The sequence below is a fragment of the Mycolicibacterium peregrinum genome, from assembly GCF_001665625.1.
Classification (GTDB): Bacteria; Actinomycetota; Actinomycetes; order Mycobacteriales; family Mycobacteriaceae; genus Mycobacterium; species Mycobacterium peregrinum_B.
In genome coordinates this window covers 1-23,777 of sequence record NZ_LZSY01000104.1, presented here as the reverse complement: position 1 = coordinate 23,777, position 23,777 = coordinate 1, and the positions used below count along the sequence as shown (strand labels likewise).

Here is a 23,777-nt window from a genome sequence, read left to right as displayed (position 1 = left end):
AACTGCTCAGGTTTCTGGAACTGCGACGATGTGGACGAAATCCGGATCGATGTCCGCGATGTAGACGCGCGTCGCCTTGGGCAGGGCGTCGGCCTCGTCGCTCTTGGCGCGGGAGAACACCCGGTTGCCGTCGGCGTCGACGAAGGAGATCTCGCCCCAGCCGCCCGGCGGGACTTCGAGGGTGACCGTGCCGAGCAGGCCGACATAAGAGGACCGGCCCTTGTGCGAGTTGGACTGCTGGCGGCGCATGTAGGGCAACAGCAGGCCGTTGAGGGTGAACACCAGCACGACCGCGCAGGCCGCGGCCAGGGCCGCGGACCAGATGGTGCCCAGGCCCAGCCAGGTGCCGATCAGGCCGCCGGTGCCGGCGCCGAGTAGGGCGACCGACAGGCCGGTCAGGCTCAGGAAGGGCATGCCGTCGCCGTGTCCGACATCGGCGAGCAGCAGGGCGGCCAGTACGGCGATGCCGCCGACGACGAACGCGGCCAGGTACACAGCCATCACGTGCTCGTGTCTCCATTCGCCGGGTGCGCGGATCAGTCCGTACCATTCTCGCTTGATTCGTGGCTTCTCGGCGCACCAATATTCGGGGCAGATCGAGGTCGCCGGAGCTGATCAGCCGTGATTTTGGTACTGGCCGCCGAGCGGGTATTGTGGACCAACGGTGCGACTATCGCGCCGACTTTTTGCGTGCCCCGTCTTGGAACTGCTGAATTTCTGCAACTTCGCCTCGATCCGGCTCACGTTTTGAAGTTGGTCGGTTGCAGCACCATGACGGGCTGCATTGAGACTGATGAAGCTACGAAACGAAAGCAAGGATCGCCGAAAAGTATGGCCAAGAAAGACGGTGCCATCGAGGTCGAGGGTCGCGTGGTCGAGCCTCTGCCCAATGCGATGTTCCGCATTGAGCTGGAGAACGGACACAAGGTCTTGGCCCACATCAGCGGCAAGATGCGGCAGCACTACATCCGCATCCTGCCCGAGGACCGCGTAGTGGTGGAGCTCTCGCCCTACGACCTGTCCCGGGGCCGCATCGTGTACCGGTACAAGTGACCCGATAGAAGCCCGACCAGTAACGACGAGAACGGTGACGTGCGCATGCGCATGACACCAACAAGCCAGAAGGATCGAAACAGCCGTGAAGGTGAACCCGAGCGTCAAGCCCATCTGCGATAAGTGCAGGGTGATCCGCCGGCATGGGCGGGTCATGGTGATCTGCAGCGATCCCCGCCACAAGCAGCGGCAGGGTTAGTCAGGACTCCCTTCGGGAGCCTTGATCGACCACGTTGGATCACAACACAACTGAATGATGAACTCCCAGCACCACTGAGCGGATACGCCGCTCATACGAGATGAGCACTCATCCACGTCCGGTACGGAGGCCGGACCCCGGAGAGCCCTTAGGGGCTGAAGGGAACGGGCTGGGACCAGACCTCCGCAGAAAAGAAGGAACACCGCCACATGGCACGCCTCGTGGGCGTCGATCTTCCGCGCGACAAGCGCATGGAGATCGCGCTGACCTACATTTTCGGCATCGGCCGTACCCGTTCGAACGAGATCCTCGCCGCGACGGGCATTGACAAGAACATGCGCACGAAGGACCTGACCGACGATCAGGTGACCGTTCTGCGTGACTACATCGAAGGCAACCTCAAGGTTGAGGGTGACCTGCGCCGCGAGGTGCAGGCCGACATTCGCCGCAAGATCGAGATCGGCTGCTACCAGGGCCTGCGGCACCGCCGTGGTCTGCCCGTGCGTGGGCAGCGCACCAAGACCAACGCGCGTACCCGCAAGGGCCCCAAGCGCACCATCGCCGGCAAGAAGAAGGCTAGGTAACCCCGATGGCACCACCGAAGAAGGCTGCCGGCGCCAAGCGCGGTAAGACCACCCGTCGCCGGGAAAAGAAGAACGTCCCGCACGGCGCCGCTCACATCAAGAGCACGTTCAACAACACGATCGTCTCGATCACCGATCCCCAGGGCAACGTCATCGCCTGGGCGTCGTCGGGTCACGTCGGCTTCAAGGGTTCGCGTAAGTCGACCCCGTTCGCCGCACAGCTGGCCGCCGAGAACGCTGCCCGCAAGGCGCAGGAGCACGGCGTGAAGAAGGTCGACGTGTTCGTCAAGGGTCCGGGTTCGGGCCGTGAGACCGCCATCCGCTCGCTGCAGGCCGCCGGCCTCGAGGTGGGTGCGATTTCCGACGTCACTCCGCAGCCGCACAACGGCTGCCGTCCGCCCAAGCGGCGCCGGGTCTAGGGAGGATCTGAAAAATGGCTCGTTATACCGGACCCGCCACCCGCAAGTCGCGCCGCCTCGGCGTCGACCTGATCGGTGGAGACCAGTCGTTCGAGAAGCGCCCCTACCCGCCCGGCCAGCACGGCCGCGCGCGGATCAAGGAGAGCGAATACCGCACCCAGCTGCAGGAGAAGCAGAAGGCTCGCTTCACCTACGGCGTGCTGGAGAAGCAGTTCCGCAAGTACTACGAAGAGGCCAACCGCCAGTCGGGTAAGACCGGCGAGAACCTGCTCCAGATCCTGGAGAGCCGCCTGGACAACGTGGTGTACCGCGCCGGCCTGGCGCGCACCCGCCGGATGGCCCGTCAGCTGGTCAGCCACGGCCACTTCACCGTCAACGGTGTCAAGGTGAACATCCCGAGCTACCGGGTGTCGCAGTACGACATCATCGACATCAAGGAGAAGTCGCTCAACACCCTGCCGTTCGAGCTTTCTCGGCAGACCGCGGGTGAGCGTCCGATCCCGTCGTGGCTGCAGGTCGTCGGGGAGCGTCAGCGCATCCTCGTCCACCAGCTGCCCGAGCGCGCGCAGATCCAGGTGCCGCTCGCCGAACAGCTCATCGTCGAGTTCTACTCGAAGTAATGACCTTTCCGCGGCCGGAGGCCGCGAAATGTTGACAGTCACCTGACTGTCAATCTCAGACGGCATCAAATAGCGGGTGCCGAGAAGGAGAAGAAACACCATGCTGATCTCTCAGCGACCCACACTGTCCGAGGAAACCCTCGCCGACAACCGCTCCAAGTTCGTCATCGAGCCCCTGGAGCCCGGTTTCGGTTACACGTTGGGTAACTCGCTGCGGCGCACGCTGCTGTCGTCCATTCCGGGCGCAGCGGTCACGAGCATCCGCATCGACGGTGTGCTGCACGAGTTCACCACCGTCCCCGGGGTCAAGGAAGACGTCACCGACATCATCCTGAACCTCAAGGGCCTGGTCGTGTCCTCCGAGGAGGACGAGCCGGTCACCATGTACCTGCGCAAGCAGGGCCCGGGTGCCGTCACCGCCGGTGACATCGTGCCCCCGGCCGGTGTGACGGTTCACAACCCGGACATGCACATCGCCACACTCAACGACAAGGGCAAGCTGGAGGTCGAGCTCGTCGTCGAGCGCGGTCGCGGCTACGTCCCGGCCGTGCAGAACAAGGCCTCGGGCGCTGAGATCGGCCGTATCCCGGTCGATTCGATCTACTCGCCGGTCCTCAAGGTCACCTACAAGGTGGAGGCCACGCGTGTCGAGCAGCGCACCGACTTCGACAAGCTGATTCTCGATGTCGAGACCAAGAACTCGATCAGCCCGCGTGACGCCCTGGCGTCGGCCGGCAAGACCCTGGTCGAGCTGTTCGGTCTGGCACGGGAACTCAACGTCGAGGCCGAGGGCATCGAGATCGGCCCGTCGCCGGCCGAGGCAGACCACATCGCCAGCTTCGCGCTGCCGATCGACGATCTGGACCTGACCGTCCGTTCGTACAACTGCCTCAAGCGCGAGGGTGTGCACACGGTGGGCGAGCTCGTCGCCCGCACGGAGTCCGACCTGCTGGACATCCGTAACTTCGGCCAGAAGTCCATCGACGAGGTGAAGATCAAGCTGCACCAGCTGGGTCTCTCGCTCAAGGACAGCCCGGCTACGTTCGATCCGTCCGAGGTCGCCGGTTACGACGCCGCCACCGGCACCTGGACCGCGGATGCCGGCGGTTACGACCTGGACGACACCCAGGACTACGCCGAGACCGAGCAGCTCTAAAGAATTACCGTCCCGGTCCTACCTGATACGGGGACCGGCCCCATTTAGGAGATAGTCGCAATGCCCAAGCCCACCAAGGGTGCTCGCCTCGGCGGGTCGTCCTCACACCAGAAGGCGATCCTGGCCAACCTGGCTACGTCGTTGTTCGAGCACGGTCGCATCAAGACGACCGAACCGAAGGCCCGGGCGCTGCGTCCGTACGCCGAGAAGCTGATCACCCACGCCCGCAAGGGTGAACTGCACAACCGCCGCGAGGTGATGAAGAAGATCCGCGACAAGGACGTCGTGCACGTTCTGTTCGCCGAGATCGGCCCCTTCTTCGCCGATCGCGAGGGTGGCTACACCCGCATCATCAAGGTCGAGAACCGCAAGGGCGACAACGCCCCCATGGCTGTCATCGAGCTGGTGCGGGAGAAGACCGTGACCTCCGAGGCCGACCGCGCTCGTCGTGCGGCCGCCGCGCAGGCCAAGGCTGCCGAGGCTGAGGCTCCCGCTGAGGACGCTGTCGAAGAGGCCGCGACCGAAGAGGCGACCGAAGAGGCGACCGAAGAGACTGTCGCTGAGGAGGCTCCGGCCGACGAGGCGTCCGCCGATGAGGCAGTCACTGAGGATGAAGCCAAGTCCTAACCAGGCATTGAACGACATGCCCGCCATCGATTCCGGTGGCGGGCATGTCGCTTCTGTCCGCCTGCGGCTCGATATCGCATACGACGGCACCGATTTCGCGGGCTGGGCGGTGCAGATCGGTCAGCGCACCGTGGCCGGGGTGATCGACGAGGCACTCTCGACGGTGTTCCGCACGCCGGTGGTGACGCGTACCGCGGGCCGTACCGACACCGGGGTGCATGCCACCGGTCAGGTCGCCCATGTCGACATCCCCGTCGATGCCGTCGCGCATGCCTATCCGCGCACCACCCGCCTGGGTGACGCCGAATTCACCCCGCTGGTGCGTCGATTGGCGCGATTGTTGCCGACCGATGTCCGGATCCGCGACATCGTCCGGGCGCCTGCGGGTTTCGATGCCAGATTCTCGGCACTGCGCCGGCACTACACCTACCGGTTGAGTCTCGCCCCCTACGGGGTTGAGCCTTCCGAGGCGCGGTTCGTCACCCCGTGGTCGAAGTCCCTGGATCTAGACGCGATGGCCGCCGCGTCGCGGGAGTTGTTGGGGCTCAACGATTTCGCGGCGTTCTGCCGTCCCCGCCCGGGAGCCACCACGATTCGTGACCTGCAGCGGCTGGAGTGGATGCGTGACGGGCACTATGTGACGGCGTATGTCACCGCGGATGCCTTCTGCTGGAACATGGTTCGCTCGTTGGTCGGCGCGATTCTGGCGGTCGGGGAGGGCAGGCGTTCAGCTGGCTGGACCGCCGGCCTCCTGGGTGAGTCGAGCCGCTCCAGCGATTTCGCCGCCGCACCTGCGCGTGGGCTCACGCTCGTTCAGGTCGACTATCCGCCCGATGATGAACTGGCCGGCCGGAACACGGTCACCCGGGACCTGCGTACGCTCTGAGAACCTCAGGCGCCTCAGAGCCGGGCGGCGACAAACTTGGCTGCCTGCGCCACCATTCCCGAGCGGATGTAGCCGGGTGCCAGATGGTCCTGCCAGCCGGCCCGCCAGTTGTACGGGCTGCTCGGATTGCAGACCGGGTCGTCACTGTGGCACAGGTCGATGGTCCGACTCTGATATGTGGGGTTCAACAACGTGATCGGGCCTGCCCAGTTGGCACCGTTGCCGAACAGCGCCACTGCGGCGATGTGCCGGTCGGTGCCACGCGGCAGCGGACTGTTGAAGGTGAACGCCGAAACCGGCATGGCCAGAACCAGGTCGGTGGCGGCGGCGCCCAACGAGTAACCGCCCAGCACGAGCTTGGTCCTCGGACAATTGCGCGTCATCCACTGCACGTGCCGGCTCATGTCGTTGGCGCCCACGTCAACCTGGGTGTCCGCCGGGTAATTCACCGGATAGAAGCTGATGTTCGGGCCTCGGAGGGCTCGGAGAGTCTTGATGAATGCGGTGCCGACCTGACCGGGGCCCGGGGGTTCCATCCGGCCGCGGGCGAACACCACTTCCGCCGGTGGACACACGGCACCATTGGCAACGCCAATCATGCTGGGAGCTACCGTCATCGGCGTCATGACGGCGGCCAGGGTGGTGATGAGCGCGGTGAACATCCGGCGGACAATCACGCATTCGATGGTATTGACGACGACGTCGAGAATAGGTGCCAGTCAGGCAACGATCCGGCGACGGTCGACGTCGGTCAGATGCGACCGGTCACGAAATCCGCGGCCTGGTTGACCATCCCGCCGTCGATGTAGGCGCCCGCCAGGTGATCGGGCCAGTTGTTCTTCCAGGTGTCGGGATCGGCCGGGTTACAGATCGGGTCGGCACCGTGGCACAACTCGATGGTCCGGTCGGCATAGACCGGGCTGAAGCGCGTGATGGGACCGACCCACGCGGCGCCGTTGCCGAACAGAGCGACCGCGGCGATGTGCCCGTCGGCACCTGCGGGCAGCGGAGTCTTGAAGCCGAAGCCGGTGAACGGAACGGCCAGCACCACGTCGGCGACTGCGGCGCCCAACGAATACCCGCCGATCACCAATCGGGTGTCCGGGCAGTTGTTCATCATGTACTGGATGTGCTGGCTCATGTCGTTGGCGCCGATGTCGACCTCGCTGTCGGCCGGATACTTGACCGCATAGACGCCGATGTTCTTGTTCGACTTGGACCGCAGGGCACTCACGAACGCGTTCCCGAGAGTGCCGACCCCGGCGGGTTCGGTACGGCCACGGGCGAAGACGACCTCGACCGGAGGGCATGGGGCGGCGTTGGCCACGGCGACGGAGCCAGGCACGACAGCCGCGGTGGCGGGCAGGACGACAACGGCCGCCGCGAAAATGACAGCTACACCGATCCAGCGCCGAAGCCGTCGGGCTACGTGGCTGGTCGCAGGGAGTTCGACCACCTCAGCGATGGTAGCGGACGCGGCCTACAACAGTCCGGCGACGAAGTTGGCGGCATCGTTGGCCGGGCCTTCATACGCCCGGTGTGCCTGAACGCTGTCGCCGTCACCGCAGATCGGATCGCCGGGGTTGCACAGGTCGATGGCGCGGCCCCCGTACACCGGGCTGGAGGTCAGCGGCAGACCGAGTTTCGCCGACGGGTTACCGAAGACGGCGACCGCGGCGACGTGCTCCGGGACGTTCGGCGGCAGCGGTGCGTTGAAGCCGACGGCCGGGAACGGAACGGCAGCGATCACGTCGATCACCGCGGCGCCCTGGGAGTAGCCCCCCAGCACCAGCCGGGTATTGGGGCAGTTGTCCACCATCCACTGGATGTGGCCGGAGGCATCGTTGGCGCCGCCGGCTGCGGCCAGGAAGTCGAAGCTGGCCGGATAACTCACCGCGTAGGCGCCGACCGAACGGCCGCCGACCTTGTTGCGCAGCGAACTGACGAACGCGTTGCCGATCCGCCCGAGACCCGGGGTGTCGTTGGTGCCGCGGGCAAATACCACCTCGATGTCGGGACAGTCCGCGGCTTTGGCCGAAGGCAGACCTACGCCGAGCCCGGGTGTGGAGGACGGCACCAGAACCGGTGCGGCGACGGCAGCAGCAGCGGTGAGCGCTGCTGCCGCAAACACGGCGCAGCGACGAACAAGATCAATGGCCACACCAAATCCTAACGTCTGTTTTGACTAGACGATTCCTGCGACGAAGTTGACGGCCTGATCTGCCATGCCGACGTAGTCGCTGTGCGCGAACGGGTTCCGGCCGCGCGAACAGATGGGATCCCCGTCCTTGCAGATGTCGATCGCCTTGCCTCCGAACACCGACGAGGTGATCGGAATGCCGAATTTCGCCGACGGGTTGCCGAATACGGCAACGGCAGCGACCTGGGGCACAAGATCGCCTGCGAGCGGCGGTGCAGATCCGATCTCTCCGACCCTGTTGCCGAGCGGGGGGATGCCGGCCAGCATGTCCACGACCGCGGCGCCCTGCGAGTAGCCGCCGAGTACGACCTTGGTGGACGGGCAGGAGGACGCCAGCGTGGCAATACGGTTGGCAGCGTCGTTGGCGCCGTCGGCGGCGGCCAGGAAGTCGTAGCTGGCCGGGTAGTTGACCGCGTAGGTGGAGACCGTACGGCCGCCGAGTCGGGAGCTCAGCCCGTCGGCGAATGCCTGGCCCGGCCGGCCCAGTCCGGGCAAGTCATTGGTCCCGCGGGCGAAGATGACCTCTACGTCGGAGCATGGTTCGGCCGTGGCGGGCGCGGCGAATACCAGCGGAAAAGCTGCGCTGACCAGGGTTGAGACGATCGCGGCCACCCGGGCCGACTTCCGGAGGAGACTCACGGGCAACATAGTCACACAAAATGGTTAGCCGCGGCTAATCGTTTGCCCCGTCGGACGTCTCCTGCATGGCCATATCGGGCCAGGTCGCCCGCTCGACCTGGGTGGGCGCTTCCGGGTCCGCCTGCTCGCCGCGGTCACCCTGGCGGGCCACTGCGAGACCGACCAGTACGACGGCGCCGCCGATCGCCTGGCTCACCGACATCGCCTCGCCGAGCATGACCCAGGCGATGAGGACCGCGAACAGCACCTCGGAGAGCCCGACCAGGGAGGCAAAGCGCGGCTTGAGTTTGGCGATCCCGACGATGCCGAGCGTGTAGGCCAGGGCGGTGGGGATCAGGCCGAGTGCGATCACCGGCACCAGCCACGAAGTGGTGTGTCCGGCAAGGGTGACGGGGTTGGTGGTGAAGATCAGTGGCATGACGCCGGCGACGCCGAGGAGCGCCACGGCCGTGGTCCCGATGATCAGACCACCGGCAGCCAGGCTGATCGGGCTGAGCCCGTCGCCGTCGGTACTGGCCTTGTTGGACATCATGAAGTAGCAGGCGGCGCACACTGCAGCGGCCAGGCCCCAGCTCACGCCGGCGAGGTTGATCTGGGCGCCGCTGAACACGTCGAGCACCAGGACGATGCCGGCGATGGCGACGGCCACGCCGCCGAAGGTCAGCGCGCTGGGGCGGTGCCGGGTGGTGGCCCAGACCCAGCCGACGACCAGGATCGGGGCGGTGTACTCCAGCAGCAGCGCCACACCGACGGACAGGTGTGCGACGGCGTTGTAGTAGCAGAGCTGCGCGCCGGCGATCGGGATCAGGCCGTAGCCGATGACTGTCTTGGCGTGCCCGAGCACTTCGCGGATCCAGCCGGGCCGGACGACGCCGGCGAACGCGGCCATCATCAGCGCACCACCGGCCAGCCGGGCCGTGACGGCGGCGGTGGGGCTCCAGCCGGACTCCATCAGGGCTTTGGCGAACGGGCCCGATGAGCCGAACGCCAGCGCGGAGCTGACGGCGAACAGCAGGCCGAGCCGGAAGTGGTTGTCTGCGGTCGTGCGGTCGAGCTGGGCTTCGGCAGTCATCGGTACACCCCCCTGGGACGTGTCATGAGTAAAATCGATTTTGGTAATGACAGTAGGGTTGACGGTACGGCGACAGGGGGTCATGAGTCAAATGCTTTTTACCTATGACACGGAGCTCACGCTTCGGGCTGCGATGGTGTTGGTGAACACCGATCGGGTAGAAGGCGAACAACTGTCTGACCAGGCCGACCTGAGTGCCTATCTCGATGACTTCGGCTGGACCGGACGACGCGACCGAGACGAGGCCGAGCTGGCCGCGGTGCGCGCACTGCGCGGGCGCATCGGGGAGGTCTGGGCGGTGGCCGACGACGAGGAGGAGGCGGTCAGTCGGGTCAACGCCCTGCTGAGTGACACCAAGGCGGCGCCGTGGCTGACGCGGCACAAGGAGATGCCGGAGTGGCACCTGCACCTGGCGTCGGTCGACGATCCGCTCGCGCAGCGGATGGGCGCCGAGATGGCGATGGCGCTGGCCGACCTGATCCGTGGCGGCGAACTGCGTCGGCTCAAGATCTGCGCCGCCCCGGACTGTGAGGCCGTGCTGACCGACCTGTCGCGAAACCGCTCCCGCATCTTCTGCGACACCGGCAACTGCGGTAATCGCCAGCATGTCGCGGCCTACCGGCAGCGTCAGCGCGAAGACTAGCGCGCTGCGTAAATTGGCGTAATCACGCTGTCCCCGGCCGGGTTAGGGTGACCCGCGGGGGACATATGGCACGGCGATCTGCTACTCGGCTACAGCTCAGCGGGCATCGATTCCTGTTGCGGCGCATGGCACACGCGTTGGTTCGCGGTGACGCGCGGATGCTCGATGATCCGCTGCGCGCGCAGGCGGTCGCCTACGGCGCGGGCTGCGCCCTGACGGCTGTCGCGATCGCGGTGTGTGCGGTGCTGGCGCTGGTCCGTCCAGGATCGGTGCCAGGTGATGCGCCAATCCTGCTGGCGCGCGATACCGGAGCCCTGTACGTCCGCGTCGATGACACCGTGCACCCGGTGTCTGATCTGGCTTCGGCCCGGCTCATCGTCGGTACACCGGTGAATCCGCTGGTGGTCGACGCCGCTGCCATCGCTAGGTTCCGGCGCGGCCCACTGGTGGGCATCCCGGGCGCCCCGGCCGAGCTCGGTCGACCGCTGAGCCTCGACGAATCGGACTGGGCTGTCTGCGACGGCACAGAGCCGGCCGAGACAGTGCTGCTGGCGGGGCGGGGCGACCGCGGGATGGTGGCGTTGGGTAGCGGTCAGGCGTTGCTCGTGTCGGCGCGCACGATGGGAGGGGCGACGTACCTGCTGGCCGACGGGTGGCGGGCGCGGGTCGATCTCCGCGACATCGCCGTGGTACGAGCACTTCATCTGGAAGGTTTGCCGGTACAAGCGGTTTCGCAAGCCCTGCTGGACTCGGTGCCCGAGGCGCCGGCGTTACGGGCACCGCCGATCGCGGGCGTGGGCAACCCTGGACCGGCCGCGCTGGGCGGACTCGCGGTGGGCACCGTGGTGCGCGTGGTACGCGCCGGCCCCGCCGAGTTCTATGTGGTGCTGACCGACGGCCTCCAACGCGTCGGCCGGGTGGCGGCCGACGTCATCCGATTCAGCGTGGCACAGTCGCATGACGAACCGCCGGTCGTTCCGGCCGACGTGGTGGCCGATGTGCCGGTGGCCGACAACCTCGCCGTGGCCCGGTTCCCGGAGCGGGTTGTGCCGCGGGCACCTGCGGTGGTGTGCGCCAACTGGGATCCGCGGCAGCGCGGATCGGCAACGAATACCAGTGTGGTCATGGCAGATTCGCTGCCCGATCACAGTGTGCAACTGGCGCAGGCAGACGGTATGGGCCCGAATGTCGATCGGGTGGTGATTCCGGGTGGCCGCAGCGTGCTGCTGCAGGCCGCGGGTGTGACCCGCGACGGCATCGACGGTGGGCCGCTGTACCTGTTGAACGATCGGGGCGTGCTGTTCGGGATCCGCGACGGGGCCACCGCAGAAATGCTCGGTCTGGGTACCGACCCTGTTCCCGCGCCGTGGCCGATGCTCGCGATGCTGCCACGGGGGCCCGAACTGAACCGCGAAGCCGCCTCAGTCAGCCGGGACGTGACGACCGGCGCCCGGGCGGTGCCGGCGTAACCGCTTGGCTGCCATCATCAGTGCGATCAGGAGCGTCGCGCCGACGCACACGGCGGCGCCGCCGAAGGCGATGCGCTGGGGTCGGGCGTCGATCGAAGCCGGGGTACCCGGCACTACTAGGGCCGGGACGGCCGGCGCGGACACAGTCGACGGAGTGCCGCCGCTGACGGCGGCCAGGGCGTCGACCACCCCGTGCCCGACCAACGGATTCCAGCCGTCGGCCGGAGTACGCGCGGTGTCCTCGATGCGGCGCATCACCTCTCGCGCGCTGAGTTGCGGGAACCGGGCACGCACCAGCGCAGCCACCCCGGCCACCACGGGCGCGGCATAGTTGGTTCCCGAAATCGGGGCGTCCCGTCCGATCGTGTCGATCAACCGTTCGCCGTCGGGGTGTAGCGAGACGCGATTCTCGCCGGGCGCGGCCACATCTACCCAGGGACCGGCCAGACTGAAAACCGATGCTGTGCCGTCGGATCCGACCGAACCCACGCACAACACCAGGTCGTCGTACCAGCCCGGGCTGGATACCGTGCGGAGACTGTCCCAGTCGGGTACGCCGGCCGGACCGGTGGGACCTTCCTGCTGCGTACAGCCCGCGCCGACGTTGCCGGCTGCGGCCACCACCACGACGTTACGGACGTCGACGGCGTAGCTCAGTGCGGCGCCGAGGGCTCGGTCGTCGGGTGCTGCGGTGGCGGCTACGCACGCGGGCGACGAGATGTTGATGACGGTGGCGCCGAGGTCGGCTGCGGTACGCACCGCCATGGCGAGGGTGGTGACGTCGCCGACACCGGTAGGTCCGCCGTCCGCGCTGAACTTGTTGCTCGACTGACGGATGGCCAAGATGACGGAGTCGGGTGCGACCCCGCTGAATCCGGGACTAGGTGCAGCACCGGCGATTCCGGCAACGATCGTGCCGTGGCCGTCGCAATCGGCGGTACCGTCGCCGTGTGACACATAGTCACCGCCGCCGACAAGGTGCGGCAACAGACGGTGCCGGGCGACCCCGGTGTCGATCACCGCGATCTTCTGCCCCGCACCGCGAGTGAGCGGCCACACCGACTCCAGGCCCGGTGGAGTCCCCGCCACATCGGCGGTGGCGTCGGCCGGAGACTGATAGCAGGGTTGGCGTTGTTCGGTGCGCTCGACGGGTCCCGGTGGCGCAGGCCGAGGGAGCAAGGTCGCATCGATTGCGGGTGGTACGACGGCTGCCGCCGGTGCGATGGGCAGCAGTGGAACCCCGACGATCAGCGCCGCAGCCAACCGGACCGGCCTGTTCACCTCAGTGCCAGGTCGCGAACGATGTCGAAAGCGCCGGCCAGCCAGCATGCCAGCGGCACCACCGCGGCCAGCGCGGCGTACTCCAGGGCATCTGCGAACCGAGCTGCGGCCGGACTGTGGATCGTGACCGGCCAGATCAGGGCGATCCCAGTGCCGACGGCGAGCACTCCGGTCCAACTGCCATGTACTGGATTCCAGGCCGCTACAAGAACGAAAGCTGCAGTGAGCGAGAGGAATCCGCAGACGCCGGCTACGGTGCGGCAACGGCCCGACACGTAGCTGCGTGAGCGCAGCAGTAGCGCCACGCCGACGGCCGCGGCGAACGTGACCTCGACGGCTGTGACCCGCTGCGGACCGGCGAATGTGAGGATTGCCGTCCCCAGCGCGGCAGCGGTCGAACAACCGGCCACCAGGCTCGCCAGGTACCGGTGCCCGACGAGAGCTCGTGCATCGACGTCGAATCCGTCCGGCTCTGGCGTCTCGTCGCCGGCATACCCGGGTACCGGCGGCGTCAGGCCGGCCAACGCAATGGACAACCGCGGTGTCAGCGGCAGCAGGCCCACCCCGAGTGCGCTCACCAACGAACCCAGTATCGGGGTGGCCGAGGGCCACCACGAGACGAAACCGGTCGCTGCGGCGACCACCCCGGTGACCGTGACGACCGCGAGCAGAGTCTCCGAGCCGCCACCGGATACCCGCATCAGTATCGCGCCCAGTGATCCCGCAGCGATCGCAGCCAGAAAGAAGTTCGCCGGAGCCGGCCCGGCCGGAACGACGAGGAAACCGAGGACCGCCGCGTGCGCGAGCGCTGCGACGTCGAGCGCCGCGACCTTTGCCGAACTCAGATCGAAACGCCGGGCAGCCAGCGCCACGACAGTGACAGCCACTGCCGCCACCGCGGCCACGGCAATGCGGTCCAATCCGCTGCCGGCGAGCCCGGTCCACGCCAGCGCCACGACGCCAAGCGCGCAGGCCCACAAGCAGGCGGCCACCCGCAGTCCGTCGGACACGGCGTCCTCCGTGGAGTCGCCGGTCAACACGGCAGTCAGCGACCGTTCTGGCGTGGGCTCTTCGCGGGCTCCGGCAAGCACCAGCAGATCGCCGTCGCGAACATCGTTCTGCGACAGGGTCGCCGACTCGTTCAGATCGTTTCCGCCCAGGTGTGCCAACCGCCAGCGCAGCGCGGTGCCGTCGGCGGCGCCGAGCGCGTCGACGATCCACGGCAGGAGTTCGCCTACTGTCATCGCGCCCGGCAAGGACAGGTCGACCGTGGCGCCGTGCCCGGCCGCGTCAGCAGCGCCAAAGTGAATCGATACGTGACACAAGGAATCCGGCATCGCATCACCCCCCGGTTGACGCCGACATCTGCCACGCTAACCGACTCGAGGAACCCCGTCGTACACCAATTTTTCCGGTGCGCAGCGGGAACCCGGCGGGCCCCGCGTGCGTCCAAATGTCGATGGAACCGATCCGCGCACCGCACGCCGCCCGCGAGCTCCCCGTACCGGAGTCGCAGGTGACGGAGGTTGTGATCGATGCACCGCCTGCGCTGCCGCGCCACAACCCGATCAGCCCGCTCACCAGGTTGCTGCCGCTGCTGGTCGTCGTCGCGATGGGCGGCATGGTCGCGGTGTACGTCACCTCTGGCGCGCCCGCGACACGTGGTCCGGCCGCCATGATGTTCCCGATCATGATGGCCATGTCGACGATCGGCACGGCCGCCTACAGCATGAAGAACGGCGGTCGCGGATCGCAGCTCCACCGGGACCGCGGTGAGTACCTGCGTTACCTGGACGGGATCGACACCGTGGCCGGTGAATCCGCCCGCGCGCAATGGTTGGGCCTGCATGCCGCACATCCCGATCCGGGGTGCTTGTGGACGCTGGCCGGTGGCGAACAGATGTGGCGACGCGTCCCCGATGACCCTGGTTTCTGTGAGGTGCGCGTGGGCGTGGGGGACACGCCGTCGTCCACCAGGCTGGTCGCCGGTGGCGATGACCCCGGGCGTGAAGCCGACCCGGTGACGGCATCGGCTCTCGCCCAACTGATCCGGCATCGGTCGACGGTGGCAGGCGTCCCTGTGACGGTGAAGCTGCGCGGCCTCGGGCACGTGTCGGTGGAGGGGCCGATCGACGCGGCCCGGGCCTTGCTGCGCGCGGTGATCTGCCAACTGGCCACGGCACACAGTCCGCGGTACGTGCGCATCGCCGGGGTCGTCGACGTAGCGACAGCAGACGAATGGGAATGGTTGAAATGGCTTGGTCACCACTGGTATCCCGATGATCACCGTGGACCGGTCGCGCTGCGGCTGCGCACACTGACCGACCTGCCCGCCACAGATCCGCCGGCACACACCGTCGTCATCGTCGATTCCGCCACAACCGGACCTGTGGTGTCGCGCCCCGGTGCGGGCGTCACCGTACTGACCGTCGCGGCTCGTGCCGGAAACGCCACGGCGGACCTGCATCTGGACCTCGAGGCTGACCTGGTGCGATTCGGCGCGGTCTCGGCGCGCCCGGACCGGATGACCCGCGAGCAGGCCGTGACCTGTGCCCGGTGGCTGGCGCGATGGCGTCGTGCTCCGATGCCCGCGGCCGCCGACTGGCCGGAGCTGATCGGTGTCGACGACCCGACCGACATCGATCCGCCGAGTGTGTGGACGACATCGGATCCGCGGCGGTTCCTCCGGGTCCCCGTTGGCCGGTTGGCCGACGGCGCCCCGCTGCACCTCGACCTCAAGGAGGCCGCGCACGACGGCATGGGCCCCCACGGGCTCTGTGTCGGTGCCACCGGCTCGGGGAAATCGGAGTTCCTGCGCACGCTGGTGCTGGGGTTGATCACCACACATTCCCCCGAGGCGCTCAACCTCGTCCTCATCGATTTCAAAGGCGGAGCAACCTTTCTCGGTTTGCACCGGGCACGCCACGTCAGCGCGTTGATCACCAACCTGGCTGCGGAGGCGCAGCTCGTGGCCCGGATGGCCGACGCGCTCGCCGGAGAGATGACCCGGCGTCAGGAGCTGCTTCGGGCGGCCGGGGACCTGGCCAATATCGCGGAATACCGGCGCCGCACCGAGCTGCCCGCCTTACCGGCGCTGCTGATCGTGGTCGACGAGTTCTCCGAGCTGCTGCAGCAGCATCCCGATTTCGCCGAGTTGTTCGTGGCGATCGGTCGACTCGGGCGGTCGCTGGGCATGCATCTGCTGTTGGCCAGCCAACGCCTCGACGAGGGCCGGCTGCGTGGGCTGGAAAGCCATCTTTCGTACCGGGTGTGCCTGAAGACATTCTCGCCCAACGAGTCCCGATCGGTGCTCGGCATCGCCGATGCGTACGAGCTGCCGAACACACCCGGAGCGGCTTACCTGAAAACACCGGCTGGCGAGATCCTCAGGTTTCAGACCGCATTCGTCTCCGCTGCCGGTTCGGTGCGCGAACAACGGCCCCTGGAGGCTCCGGGCCCTAGGCGGTTCACCGCACCGTGGATGTCGGCCGGCCCCGGGGCCTCCGCTGCCGCCACGACGACCGTGCTGCAGCAGGTCGTCGATCGGTTGGCCGGGTACGGCACACCGGCACATCAGGTTTGGTTGCCCCCGCTGCCGGGTGCCGTGCCGCTCAGCGACGTCCTGCTGTCGGATCCCGACCCGCTCGACGTCGCGATCGGGTTGGTCGACCGACCGTTCGAACAGCGCCGGGACCGGCTGATGCTGTCGCTGGGCGGCGGTCGGGGCAACGTGGCGATCGTCGGCGGTCCTCAATCCGGAAAATCGACGGCGGCCAAGACTCTGGCGGTGGCACTGGCCGCGACCCACCATCCCCGGGACGTGACGATCTACTGCCTGGACTTCGGTGGCGGAACGCTGAGTGCACTGCAAGCCCTGCCGCACGTCGGCGCCGTGGCCGGACGCGCCGACGCTGACCTCGTCCGGCGCACCGTCGCCGAGATGCAGGCCCTGGTCAGCGCCCGTGAGGCGCGGTTCACCGCGCTCGGCATCGGCTCCATGGCCGAATACCGGAGCCGTCGTGATGCCGGGGAGATCGCTGATCCCTCAGGTGACGTGTTCCTTGTCATCGACGGCTGGTCGACGTTCCGCGCCGAATTCGACTCGCTTGAGCCGATGGTCACCGCGCTTGCCGTGCAGGGGCTTTCGGTCGGCATCCATGTGGTCGCGACCGCGTCGCGGTGGGGCGAGTTCCGTCCCGCGTTCAAGGACCAGCTGGGTACCCGCATCGAGTTGCGGCTGGGTGATCCAGCCGAGTCCGAGATGGACCGCAAACGCGCCCGTCAGTTGACCCAGTGCGCGCCGGGGCGTGGGCTCACGCAGGACGGTCGTGAGTTGTTGATCGCGTTGCCCCGGCTGGATGGCACACCGTCTGACGCCGGCATCGGTGCGGCGCTAAGGCGGATCGGGGACATACTGCAGGTGCAGTGCGGGGAGGCTCGCGCGCCGGAGATCCGGCTCCTGCCGCCGTGTGTGCACGCAGACGAGCTGCGCCCGGTGTCTCGGATCCGACCCGCCGCCGAGGTGCTGCTGGGACTCGGTGAACGCGAACTCATGCCGGTGCTGGTCGATTTCAGCGCTCAGCCCGATCTGGTGATCTTCGGTGACACCGGATGCGGCAAGTCCACCGCACTGCGCGCCCTGTGCTGCGACCTGGCGGCGGGCAACGACCCGGCGAGCGTGCAACTGCTCATCGTGGATTTCCGCCGCGCCTTGCTGGGCGCGGTGGAATCGGGACATCTGGCCGGATACGCCACTTCGGTCGCGGCGTTGGACGCCGCACTTCCGAGATTGCTTGAGACACTTAAGAACCGGTTGCCGGGTCCCGAGGTCACCCAGCGGGAGCTTCGCGACCGCACGTGGTGGACCGGACCCGAACTCTACGTCGTGGTCGACGATTACGATCTGGTGGCCGGAGGCGGACCGAATCCGCTGTCACCGCTGTTGAGTTACCTGCCGCATGCCCGTGACCTCGGACTGCACCTGCTGCTGGCCCGCCGTTCCGGCGGTGCGGCGCGTGCGATGTTCGATCCGGTGCTGTCTGCGGTCAGGGACCTCGGCTGTATGGGCCTGATGATGAGCGCCGGCCCCGACGACGGCGTATTGCTGGGAACGGTACGGCCGGTTCGCCTTCCGCCGGGGCGCGGCACGCTGATCACCCGCACGGCACCCGATCAGCTGGTTCAGATCGCCCTGCCTGGAGGAGGCGAGGCGCGGTGACGTCAGCCGTCATCGAGGTGGGTCCGGTGACCGTGCGCGGACCAGGCCCTGTTGCGGCGGACCTCGCCGCAGTCGCGGTGGCCGGCATCGACGACGAGATCGCGCTGATCGAGGACGAGCCGGTCGCAGTGTCAGATCTGTGGGTCGAGGTACTCGGTGCGGCCGGTGCCGGGGCAGGGACGCTCACCCTGGTGTGTCCCACGTGGTGGACAGCCGACCGGTGCGACCGTGTGCGGGATGCCGCGATGGGCTCTGAAGTGGTTGTGATGCAGCGGGTTCAGGCCCTGAGTGCGTCGCTATCCGCGGGGTCCCCGGTGGTGGTCGAGATCGCCGACGAGGTCGTGATGGTGTCCGGCGTCCATGCCGGTGGCATCGCGCTGGCGCGCCATGCTCTGGACGATCCGGATGCCGAAGCGGTCGTGCTCGCAGTGCTGGCGATCGCCGGCAGATCGGCAGGGGTGGTTGTCGACGCTCCGGTCGAGGTGTCGGGAGCTGTGACGTTGGGTAACGAGGTGGTGGAAGGACTGCGCCGTCGTGACATGGTGGCAACCGTGGCCGACGCCCGGACCTGGCGGAACACGCTCGTGGCACCGGATACCGAGGCCGATGAGCAACTTGGCAGGCGGAGCCGGACCGGGAGGTTCGCGATGTGCGCCGCAGCGGCTTTGGCTGCGGTACTCGGTGGGATCGCCGTCGCCGCTCACGGTCCGCCCACCGACCACCCGTCGATGACGGTCCTGGTCGAGGGCCGGGTGGGTGTGCAGATTCCGGCGGGCTGGACGGTACGAAGAATCACCGAGGGGCCGGGATCGGCTCGGGTCGAGGTGGTTTCGCCAAGCGACCCAGAGTTGATGATTCATCTGACCCAGTCCGGTGTCGGCGACGGCACAGTCGCTGACACTCTGCAGGCCGCCCTGCGGGAGCAACCCGCGGGGGTGTTCGTGGACTTCGATCCGTCTGCGGTCGTCGCGGCCCGACAGGTGGTCAGCTACCGGGAAGTCCGAACCGGGCGGGAGATCCGTTGGGCGGTGTTCGTCGACGGTGTGGTGCGGATCGCGGTCGGATGCCAGAGCGCACCGGGACACGGTGAGGCCGTGCGCTGGGCGTGTGAGGCGGCCACCCGGTCCGCGCACGCGGTGTTCTGAAATCGGGTGGAACCAAACAGCGCCGCGCTGCGTCGAATTGTTATATCCCGCAACACAAGACCGGAGGACCAGAGGACATGTCACGAGCGCCGACGGGGCCGTTGGGCACCGACTTCGAGGTAATGACGAGTGTGGCGGGCCGGATCGACGTGCTGAACGACGACGTCCGGGCCATGCTGCAGAGCTTCATCGGAAAGATGAGCAGTGTGCCATCGTCGGTTTGGGGCGGCGCGGCGGCGGCGCGATTCCGTGACGTGGTGGACCGGTGGAACAGTGAATCGCTGACACTGCACACCACGTTGGGCCGTATCGCGGAGACCATCCGGACCAACGAGCGCACGCTGCGCGCTGCTACCGACACTCACGCGCAGCGGCTCGGCGCCGTCGGCGACGGCATCTGATCGGCGCCGGCCATGGATCATGTGCTGTCCTACGACTTCGGCGAGATCGAGTACTCGGTTCGCCAGGAGATCCACACGACGTCGAGCCGGTTCAACGCTGCTCTCGATGAATTGCGTTCGCAGATCGCGCCTTTGCAGCAGGTCTGGACCCGTGAGGCCGCGCAGGCCTATGCCGTCGAACAGGCCCGCTGGAACCAGGCCGCGGCGGCCCTCAACGAGATCCTGTTCTCCCTGGGCAATGCGGTGCGCGACGGCGCCGACGAGGTGGCCGCAACCGACCGCAGTGCGGCCAACGCGTGGGGAGCCTGAGGCCGCTCAGCCCAGAAAGACATGTGCGGTCCCGTCCGGTGGAGAGGACCGGGCGGGACCGCACACTTTCGTCTGGTTCGGGCTAGCGAGCAGAGCCGGAGTCGCGGCGGGGACGGCGGTGTCCGCCACCGCGCTGTTGTCCGCCTGCACCGGCCCCGGAGCGGGCCGACGGTCCGCCGCCGTTGCGGGAGGAGCCGTTCGGGCGGTTGCGGCCCTGCTGCTGGCCCGACTTGCCCGGCTGCCCGGACCGGTTGCCCTGGCGCCGCGGTGCCGGAGCGGCCTGGGTGGCCGGCTCGGGACGAATCGGGTCACCGAAAACCCGGTCGCCGGGGGCGATCTCACGAAGCACCGGATGGTCGATGCCGTTCACCCGGGTGATCGTGGGCTTGACCCCGGCCTTCTTGGTCAGGGTGCGCACATCGGAGACCTGTGCGTCATGCATGAGCGTCACGACGGTGCCCTCGTTGCCTGCGCGTGCCGTACGGCCGGACCGGTGCAGGTAGGCCTTGTGCTCGACGGGCGGGTCGGCGTGCACGACGAGGCTGACGTCGTCGACGTGGATACCGCGGGCGGCGATGTCGGTGGCCACCAGCACTCCGGCCGATCCGTCGGAGAACGCCGTCAGGTTGCGGGTGCGGGCATTCTGGGACAGGTTGCCGTGCAGCTCAACTGCCGAGACGCCACGCGAATTGAGCTGACGGGTCAGGTTTTTCGCACCGTGCTTGGTGCGGGCGAACACGATGGTGCGCCCGGGGGCGGCGGCCAGATCGGCAACCACGTTGACCCGGGAGGCGTTGTCCACGTGCAGCACGTGGTGCACCATCGCGGTCACCGGGGACTGCGCCGAATCGACACTGTGCACCACCGGGTCGTGCAGGTAGCGCTTGACCAGCACGTCGACCCCGGCATCGAGCGTGGCCGAGAACAGCAGGCGCTGGCAGTCTTTCGGCGTGCGGTCCAGCAGGCGCTTCACGCCGGGCAGGAAGCCGAGGTCGGCCATGTGGTCGGCTTCGTCGAGCACGGTGACCTCGACCGCGGACAGGTCGGCGTGACCCGACCGCATGTGGTCTTCGAGCCGGCCCGGGCAGGCGATCACGATGTCCACGCCCCCTCTGAGGGCGGAGATCTGCGGGTTGGGGCCCACGCCACCGAAAATGTTGACCGACCGCAGGCCGGTCGCCTTGGCCAGCGGCGCCAGCGAGGCCTCGATCTGGGTGACGAGTTCACGGGTCGGCGCCAGGATCAGTGCGCGGGGCCGGTTCGGCGCGCGGCGGGTGCCGCTGGTCGCCAAGCGCGCCACCAGGGGCAACAGGAACGCGTAGGTCTTGCCGGACCCGGTCCGGCCGCGGCCGAGGACATCGCGGCCCTTGAGCGAATCAGGCAGCGTCGCGGCCTGGATCGGGAAGGGAGACTCCACGCCGTTACCGGCGAGGGTGGCGACGATCTCGGCGGGCAGGCCGAGCTCGGCGAAAGTAGGCACGGCGGTGCCAGGGGTTTCTTGGACAGACAAAATGAAAGCTCCGAAAATAGAGGGCGGTCGTCCTGCCCGGCGCGAGTGACATCTCGCGGCGCTCGGTTGACGATCGAGAAGGCGGCAAAGGCAGAACAGACAAGCCGCCGTGGCCCAACTATACCGGTCATCGACGGATTTCCCGATTTCCGGGCGCCTGACCAGCGGGTGGGATCCATCACAGCCCGGGCAGGTCAACTATCCTGGCGGACACGCGTGAATGCCATGTCAATGGCCCGACGCCGGGAGCGTGATAGCGGTGGCCGCATCGAGAAGCGTGGGAGGCCGGATGTCGCCCCGGGCACTTCCCGCGAAGGTGCGTGCGATCCATGACCTTTTCATCGCGGGCCGGGTGGACGCCGATTCTCTGGACACCACCCCGGTTCGTCGCGTCATCGTGGAGAGCTGGCAACGCAGTCTGGCCACCGGGGTGGACCCCGACATGGGCGCCCGGGCGGCTGCCGCGGCCGCTTCGCTGACCGAGTTGCGCAACACGCACCCGCTCGCGCCCACCCTGCCGCTGATCCGTCGGTTGCTGGTCGACGACGCCGTCGGCGCCGGCGTGTTGGTGGCGATCACCGCGGCCGACGGCACGCTGCTGTGGGTCGAGGGAGACCACGGCGCGCGCCGCAAGGCCGAAGGGATGAACTTCGTCCCGGGGTCGGACTGGAGTGAGCGGGCGGCGGGCACGAACGCGCCCGGCACCGCTCTGGCGCTGGACCGGGAACTGCAGATCCTGGGCTCCGAGCACTTCTCCCGAACCGTGCACTCGTGGAGTTGCACCGCCGTGCCCGTGCACGACCCGGCCACCGGGGTGCTGCTGGGCGCCATCGACCTGACCGGCGGGTCCGCGGTCGCCACACCTCAGACATTGGCCCTGGTCAGGGCCACTGCTGTGGCGGTCGAGAACCAGCTGGCCCTGCTGCGGCTCACCGGACCGGCCGAGCCGGCCGAAACCGAGACGGCGCGGCTGACGGTGCTGGGCGCCGACCGCCCGCGCTGGCGGATGGCCGACGCCGAGGGCCGGCCCCAGTCCAGCGTTCTCACCGGCCGCCATGCCGACATCCTGGTCCTGCTGATCCGGCACCCCGAGGGGTTGAGTGCCGATCATCTGGCCATGCTGCTCGACGACAAGGACCTCGACGTGGTCACGGTCCGCGCCGAGGTGTCGCGGCTGCGGCGGGTCATCGGCAGCAGCTACATCGAGTCGCGGCCGTACCGGCTGTTGGCGCCGGTGGCCAGCGACATGGGTGACGTGTACGACGCGTTGCAGGCCGGGAACGTCTCGGCCGCCCTGGATGCGTACTCGGGCGCGTTGCTGCCGCAGTCGGTCTCACCGGCGATCGCGCGGCTGCGCACCGAGCTGAGCGCCGGCCTGCGCGAAGCGGTGCTGACCGGGAGCGATCTGGGCCTGCTGCGGCGGTGGTTGGCACTGCCCGACGGCCGAGACGATCGACAGGGCTGGCGGGTGTTGCACGACCATGCCGACGCCGACCCCTTGGCCAGGGCGCAGGCGCGCGGTCACCTGGCCGGTATCGACTCCGAACTGGGCTGATCCAGGGGCCTCGAAAGCCCTACAACGTGTGCAACTGTGCTGCAACCTACTGCTGACTACCTTTAGTGACTACCGACACATTTCGGTGTCCGAATGCAGGAGATTGCCATGACTGTTTATGCACGTCCGGGTGCCGACGGCGCCGTGATGTCGTTCGAATCCCGCTACGACAACTTCATCGGCGGACAGTGGGTCGCGCCGGCCGAGGGCCGCTACTTCGAGAATCCGACGCCGGTCACGGGCCAGGTGTTCTGCGAGGTGGCCCGCTCCACCGAGGCCGACGTCGAAAAGGCCCTCGATGCCGCGCACGCGGCCGCGCCGGCGTGGGGCAAGACCTCGCCCGCCGAGCGCGCCGTGATCCTCAACAAGATCGCCGACCGCATCGAGGAGAACCTCGAGGCCGTCGCGCTGGCCGAGTCGTGGGACAACGGCAAGCCGATCCGCGAGACGCTGAATGCCGACATCCCGCTGGCGATCGACCATTTCCGGTACTTCGCCGGTGTGCTTCGCGCCCAGGAGGGCTCGCTCTCGCAGATCGACGAGGACACCGTCGCCTACCACTTCCACGAGCCGCTCGGCGTGGTCGGCCAGATCATCCCGTGGAACTTCCCGATCCTGATGGCGGTGTGGAAGCTGGCCCCGGCGCTGGCCGCGGGCAACGCCGTGGTGCTCAAACCTGCTGAGCAGACCCCGGTTTCGGTGCTGTTCCTGATGTCGCTGATCGGTGATCTGCTGCCTGCCGGTGTGGTCAACGTGGTGAACGGGTTCGGTGTGGAGGCCAGCGGCTTGCC

At 67.8% G+C, this 23,777-nt stretch carries 25 protein-coding genes; 16 read left to right on the top strand and 9 right to left on the bottom strand.

The features are described 5' to 3' along the window. Positions 1 to 6: 6 nt before the first annotated feature. Positions 7 to 501 (bottom strand): NfeD family membrane protein, encoded by a 495-nt coding sequence (locus A5779_RS15090; RefSeq protein WP_003885407.1) that lies wholly within the window; start codon positions 499 to 501, stop codon positions 7 to 9. 330 nt (positions 502 to 831) lie between these two features. Here A5779_RS15090 and infA point away from each other — a divergent pair, with 330 nt between their 5' ends. The 8 genes from infA (at position 832) to truA (ending at position 5,544) form a co-directional block, all read left to right on the top strand. Continuing rightward, positions 832 to 1,053, top strand: coding sequence for a translation initiation factor IF-1 (gene infA, locus A5779_RS15085; RefSeq protein WP_003418601.1), 222 nt, complete (start codon positions 832 to 834; stop codon positions 1,051 to 1,053). A gap of 85 nt (positions 1,054 to 1,138) precedes the next feature. Beyond that, the gene (gene rpmJ / locus A5779_RS33005; protein WP_003879483.1) at positions 1,139 to 1,252 is read left to right on the top strand and encodes a 50S ribosomal protein L36; all 114 of its coding nucleotides are present in this window, start codon (positions 1,139 to 1,141) and stop codon (positions 1,250 to 1,252) included. A 209-nt stretch (positions 1,253 to 1,461) separates the two neighbouring features. Next, a complete protein-coding gene (gene rpsM / locus A5779_RS15080; protein WP_044519236.1) occupies positions 1,462 to 1,836 on the top strand; it encodes a 30S ribosomal protein S13 in 375 nt (124 codons plus the stop codon). A gap of 5 nt (positions 1,837 to 1,841) precedes the next feature. Then, positions 1,842 to 2,255: a 30S ribosomal protein S11 gene (rpsK, locus tag A5779_RS15075; RefSeq protein WP_004571524.1), complete on the top strand. Its 414-nt coding sequence runs from the start codon at positions 1,842 to 1,844 to the stop codon at positions 2,253 to 2,255. Positions 2,256 to 2,269: 14 nt separating this feature from the next. Further along, complete coding sequence (gene rpsD, locus A5779_RS15070; RefSeq protein WP_055109864.1) at positions 2,270 to 2,875, top strand: 30S ribosomal protein S4; 606 nt, start codon at positions 2,270 to 2,272, stop codon at positions 2,873 to 2,875. A 100-nt stretch (positions 2,876 to 2,975) separates the two neighbouring features. After that, positions 2,976 to 4,031, top strand: a complete 1,056-nt coding sequence (locus A5779_RS15065) for a DNA-directed RNA polymerase subunit alpha (RefSeq protein WP_019347690.1) — start codon at positions 2,976 to 2,978, stop codon at positions 4,029 to 4,031. A 60-nt stretch (positions 4,032 to 4,091) separates the two neighbouring features. Next, entirely contained in the window at positions 4,092 to 4,658 is a 567-nt protein-coding gene (rplQ, locus tag A5779_RS15060) for a 50S ribosomal protein L17 (RefSeq protein ID WP_064883180.1), read from the top strand. 16 nt (positions 4,659 to 4,674) lie between these two features. Further along, positions 4,675 to 5,544: a tRNA pseudouridine(38-40) synthase TruA gene (truA, locus tag A5779_RS15055; protein ID WP_064883178.1), complete on the top strand. Its 870-nt coding sequence runs from the start codon at positions 4,675 to 4,677 to the stop codon at positions 5,542 to 5,544. 14 nt (positions 5,545 to 5,558) lie between these two features. Here truA and A5779_RS15050 read toward each other — a convergent pair whose 3' ends face one another. The 5 genes from A5779_RS15050 to A5779_RS15030 all read right to left on the bottom strand — a co-directional run bounded on the left by A5779_RS15050 (position 5,559) and on the right by A5779_RS15030 (position 9,455). Next, the gene (locus A5779_RS15050; protein ID WP_413784920.1) at positions 5,559 to 6,230 is read right to left on the bottom strand and encodes a cutinase family protein; all 672 of its coding nucleotides are present in this window, start codon (positions 6,228 to 6,230) and stop codon (positions 5,559 to 5,561) included. Positions 6,231 to 6,295: 65 nt separating this feature from the next. Next, positions 6,296 to 6,949, bottom strand: coding sequence for a cutinase family protein (locus tag A5779_RS15045; protein WP_236734777.1), 654 nt, complete (start codon positions 6,947 to 6,949; stop codon positions 6,296 to 6,298). Between the two features lie 75 nt (positions 6,950 to 7,024). After that, entirely contained in the window at positions 7,025 to 7,705 is a 681-nt protein-coding gene (locus A5779_RS15040) for a cutinase family protein (protein WP_064883174.1), read from the bottom strand. Positions 7,706 to 7,729: 24 nt separating this feature from the next. Then, positions 7,730 to 8,392: a cutinase family protein gene (locus tag A5779_RS15035; RefSeq protein ID WP_174554289.1), complete on the bottom strand. Its 663-nt coding sequence runs from the start codon at positions 8,390 to 8,392 to the stop codon at positions 7,730 to 7,732. A 25-nt stretch (positions 8,393 to 8,417) separates the two neighbouring features. Continuing rightward, positions 8,418 to 9,455, bottom strand: coding sequence for an EamA family transporter (locus A5779_RS15030; protein WP_064883173.1), 1,038 nt, complete (start codon positions 9,453 to 9,455; stop codon positions 8,418 to 8,420). Positions 9,456 to 9,546: 91 nt separating this feature from the next. On the opposite strand from A5779_RS15030, the gene A5779_RS15025 reads away from it, so the two are divergent. Beyond that, positions 9,547 to 10,098, top strand: coding sequence for a CGNR zinc finger domain-containing protein (locus A5779_RS15025; RefSeq protein ID WP_064883172.1), 552 nt, complete (start codon positions 9,547 to 9,549; stop codon positions 10,096 to 10,098). Positions 10,099 to 10,163: 65 nt separating this feature from the next. Continuing rightward, positions 10,164 to 11,567 carry a type VII secretion protein EccB gene (gene eccB, locus A5779_RS15020; RefSeq protein ID WP_064883171.1) on the top strand — a complete coding sequence of 468 codons (1,404 nt, stop codon included), beginning with the start codon at positions 10,164 to 10,166 and terminating at the stop codon, positions 11,565 to 11,567. Here eccB and mycP read toward each other — a convergent pair. Together mycP and eccD are read right to left on the bottom strand one after the other, a co-directional pair. Next, positions 11,520 to 12,848 (bottom strand): type VII secretion-associated serine protease mycosin, encoded by a 1,329-nt coding sequence (gene mycP, locus A5779_RS15015; RefSeq protein WP_064883169.1) that lies wholly within the window; start codon positions 12,846 to 12,848, stop codon positions 11,520 to 11,522. The genes eccB and mycP overlap by 48 nt on opposite strands. Then, on the bottom strand, positions 12,845 to 14,185 hold the full coding sequence (gene eccD / locus A5779_RS15010; RefSeq protein ID WP_064883167.1) for a type VII secretion integral membrane protein EccD: 1,341 nt from the start codon (positions 14,183 to 14,185) through the stop codon (positions 12,845 to 12,847). Before eccD ends, mycP begins: the two co-directional genes overlap by 4 nt. Positions 14,186 to 14,307: 122 nt before the next feature. Between eccD and eccCa the strand changes: the two genes are divergently transcribed. From eccCa to A5779_RS14990, 4 genes are all read left to right on the top strand, one after another. Continuing rightward, the gene (gene eccCa / locus A5779_RS15005) at positions 14,308 to 18,066 is read left to right on the top strand and encodes a type VII secretion protein EccCa (RefSeq protein WP_082941695.1); all 3,759 of its coding nucleotides are present in this window, start codon (positions 14,308 to 14,310) and stop codon (positions 18,064 to 18,066) included. Beyond that, positions 18,063 to 19,211: a type VII secretion-associated protein gene (locus A5779_RS15000; protein ID WP_064883165.1), complete on the top strand. Its 1,149-nt coding sequence runs from the start codon at positions 18,063 to 18,065 to the stop codon at positions 19,209 to 19,211. Before eccCa ends, A5779_RS15000 begins: the two co-directional genes overlap by 4 nt. 77 nt (positions 19,212 to 19,288) lie before the next feature. Continuing rightward, entirely contained in the window at positions 19,289 to 19,612 is a 324-nt protein-coding gene (locus tag A5779_RS14995) for a WXG100 family type VII secretion target (RefSeq protein ID WP_064883163.1), read from the top strand. Between the two features lie 12 nt (positions 19,613 to 19,624). Beyond that, on the top strand, positions 19,625 to 19,921 hold the full coding sequence (locus A5779_RS14990; protein ID WP_064883162.1) for a WXG100 family type VII secretion target: 297 nt from the start codon (positions 19,625 to 19,627) through the stop codon (positions 19,919 to 19,921). Positions 19,922 to 20,003: 82 nt separating this feature from the next. On the opposite strand, the gene A5779_RS14985 is transcribed toward A5779_RS14990, so the two are convergent. Further along, positions 20,004 to 21,401, bottom strand: coding sequence for a DEAD/DEAH box helicase (locus A5779_RS14985; protein ID WP_064883159.1), 1,398 nt, complete (start codon positions 21,399 to 21,401; stop codon positions 20,004 to 20,006). A 319-nt stretch (positions 21,402 to 21,720) separates the two neighbouring features. Here A5779_RS14985 and A5779_RS14980 point away from each other — a divergent pair, with 319 nt between their 5' ends. Continuing rightward, positions 21,721 to 22,986 (top strand): GAF domain-containing protein, encoded by a 1,266-nt coding sequence (locus A5779_RS14980; RefSeq protein ID WP_064883157.1) that lies wholly within the window; start codon positions 21,721 to 21,723, stop codon positions 22,984 to 22,986. 108 nt (positions 22,987 to 23,094) lie between these two features. Then, positions 23,095 to 23,777: aldehyde dehydrogenase family protein (locus tag A5779_RS14975; RefSeq protein ID WP_131811650.1), on the top strand; the 683-nt coding region annotated here is incomplete at its 3' end.

Bases quoted from the DNA above. Each gene is read 5' to 3' on its own strand.
- A5779_RS15090 (WP_003885407.1), bottom strand. From the start codon at position 501: ATGGCTGTGTACCTGGCCGCGTTCGTCGTCGGCGGCATCGCCGTACTG.
- infA (WP_003418601.1), top strand. From the start codon at position 832: ATGGCCAAGAAAGACGGTGCCATCGAGGTCGAGGGTCGCGTGGTCGAG.
- rpsM (WP_044519236.1), top strand. From the start codon at position 1,462: ATGGCACGCCTCGTGGGCGTCGATCTTCCGCGCGACAAGCGCATGGAG.
- rpsK (WP_004571524.1), top strand. From the start codon at position 1,842: ATGGCACCACCGAAGAAGGCTGCCGGCGCCAAGCGCGGTAAGACCACC.
- rpsD (WP_055109864.1), top strand. From the start codon at position 2,270: ATGGCTCGTTATACCGGACCCGCCACCCGCAAGTCGCGCCGCCTCGGC.
- A5779_RS15065 (WP_019347690.1), top strand. From the start codon at position 2,976: ATGCTGATCTCTCAGCGACCCACACTGTCCGAGGAAACCCTCGCCGAC.
- rplQ (WP_064883180.1), top strand. From the start codon at position 4,092: ATGCCCAAGCCCACCAAGGGTGCTCGCCTCGGCGGGTCGTCCTCACAC.
- truA (WP_064883178.1), top strand. From the start codon at position 4,675: ATGCCCGCCATCGATTCCGGTGGCGGGCATGTCGCTTCTGTCCGCCTG.
- A5779_RS15035 (WP_174554289.1), bottom strand. From the start codon at position 8,392: ATGTTGCCCGTGAGTCTCCTCCGGAAGTCGGCCCGGGTGGCCGCGATC.
- A5779_RS15030 (WP_064883173.1), bottom strand. From the start codon at position 9,455: ATGACTGCCGAAGCCCAGCTCGACCGCACGACCGCAGACAACCACTTC.
- A5779_RS15025 (WP_064883172.1), top strand. From the start codon at position 9,547: ATGCTTTTTACCTATGACACGGAGCTCACGCTTCGGGCTGCGATGGTG.
- eccB (WP_064883171.1), top strand. From the start codon at position 10,164: ATGGCACGGCGATCTGCTACTCGGCTACAGCTCAGCGGGCATCGATTC.
- eccD (WP_064883167.1), bottom strand. From the start codon at position 14,185: ATGCCGGATTCCTTGTGTCACGTATCGATTCACTTTGGCGCTGCTGAC.
- eccCa (WP_082941695.1), top strand. From the start codon at position 14,308: ATGGAACCGATCCGCGCACCGCACGCCGCCCGCGAGCTCCCCGTACCG.
- A5779_RS14995 (WP_064883163.1), top strand. From the start codon at position 19,289: ATGTCACGAGCGCCGACGGGGCCGTTGGGCACCGACTTCGAGGTAATG.
- A5779_RS14990 (WP_064883162.1), top strand. From the start codon at position 19,625: ATGGATCATGTGCTGTCCTACGACTTCGGCGAGATCGAGTACTCGGTT.
- A5779_RS14980 (WP_064883157.1), top strand. From the start codon at position 21,721: ATGTCGCCCCGGGCACTTCCCGCGAAGGTGCGTGCGATCCATGACCTT.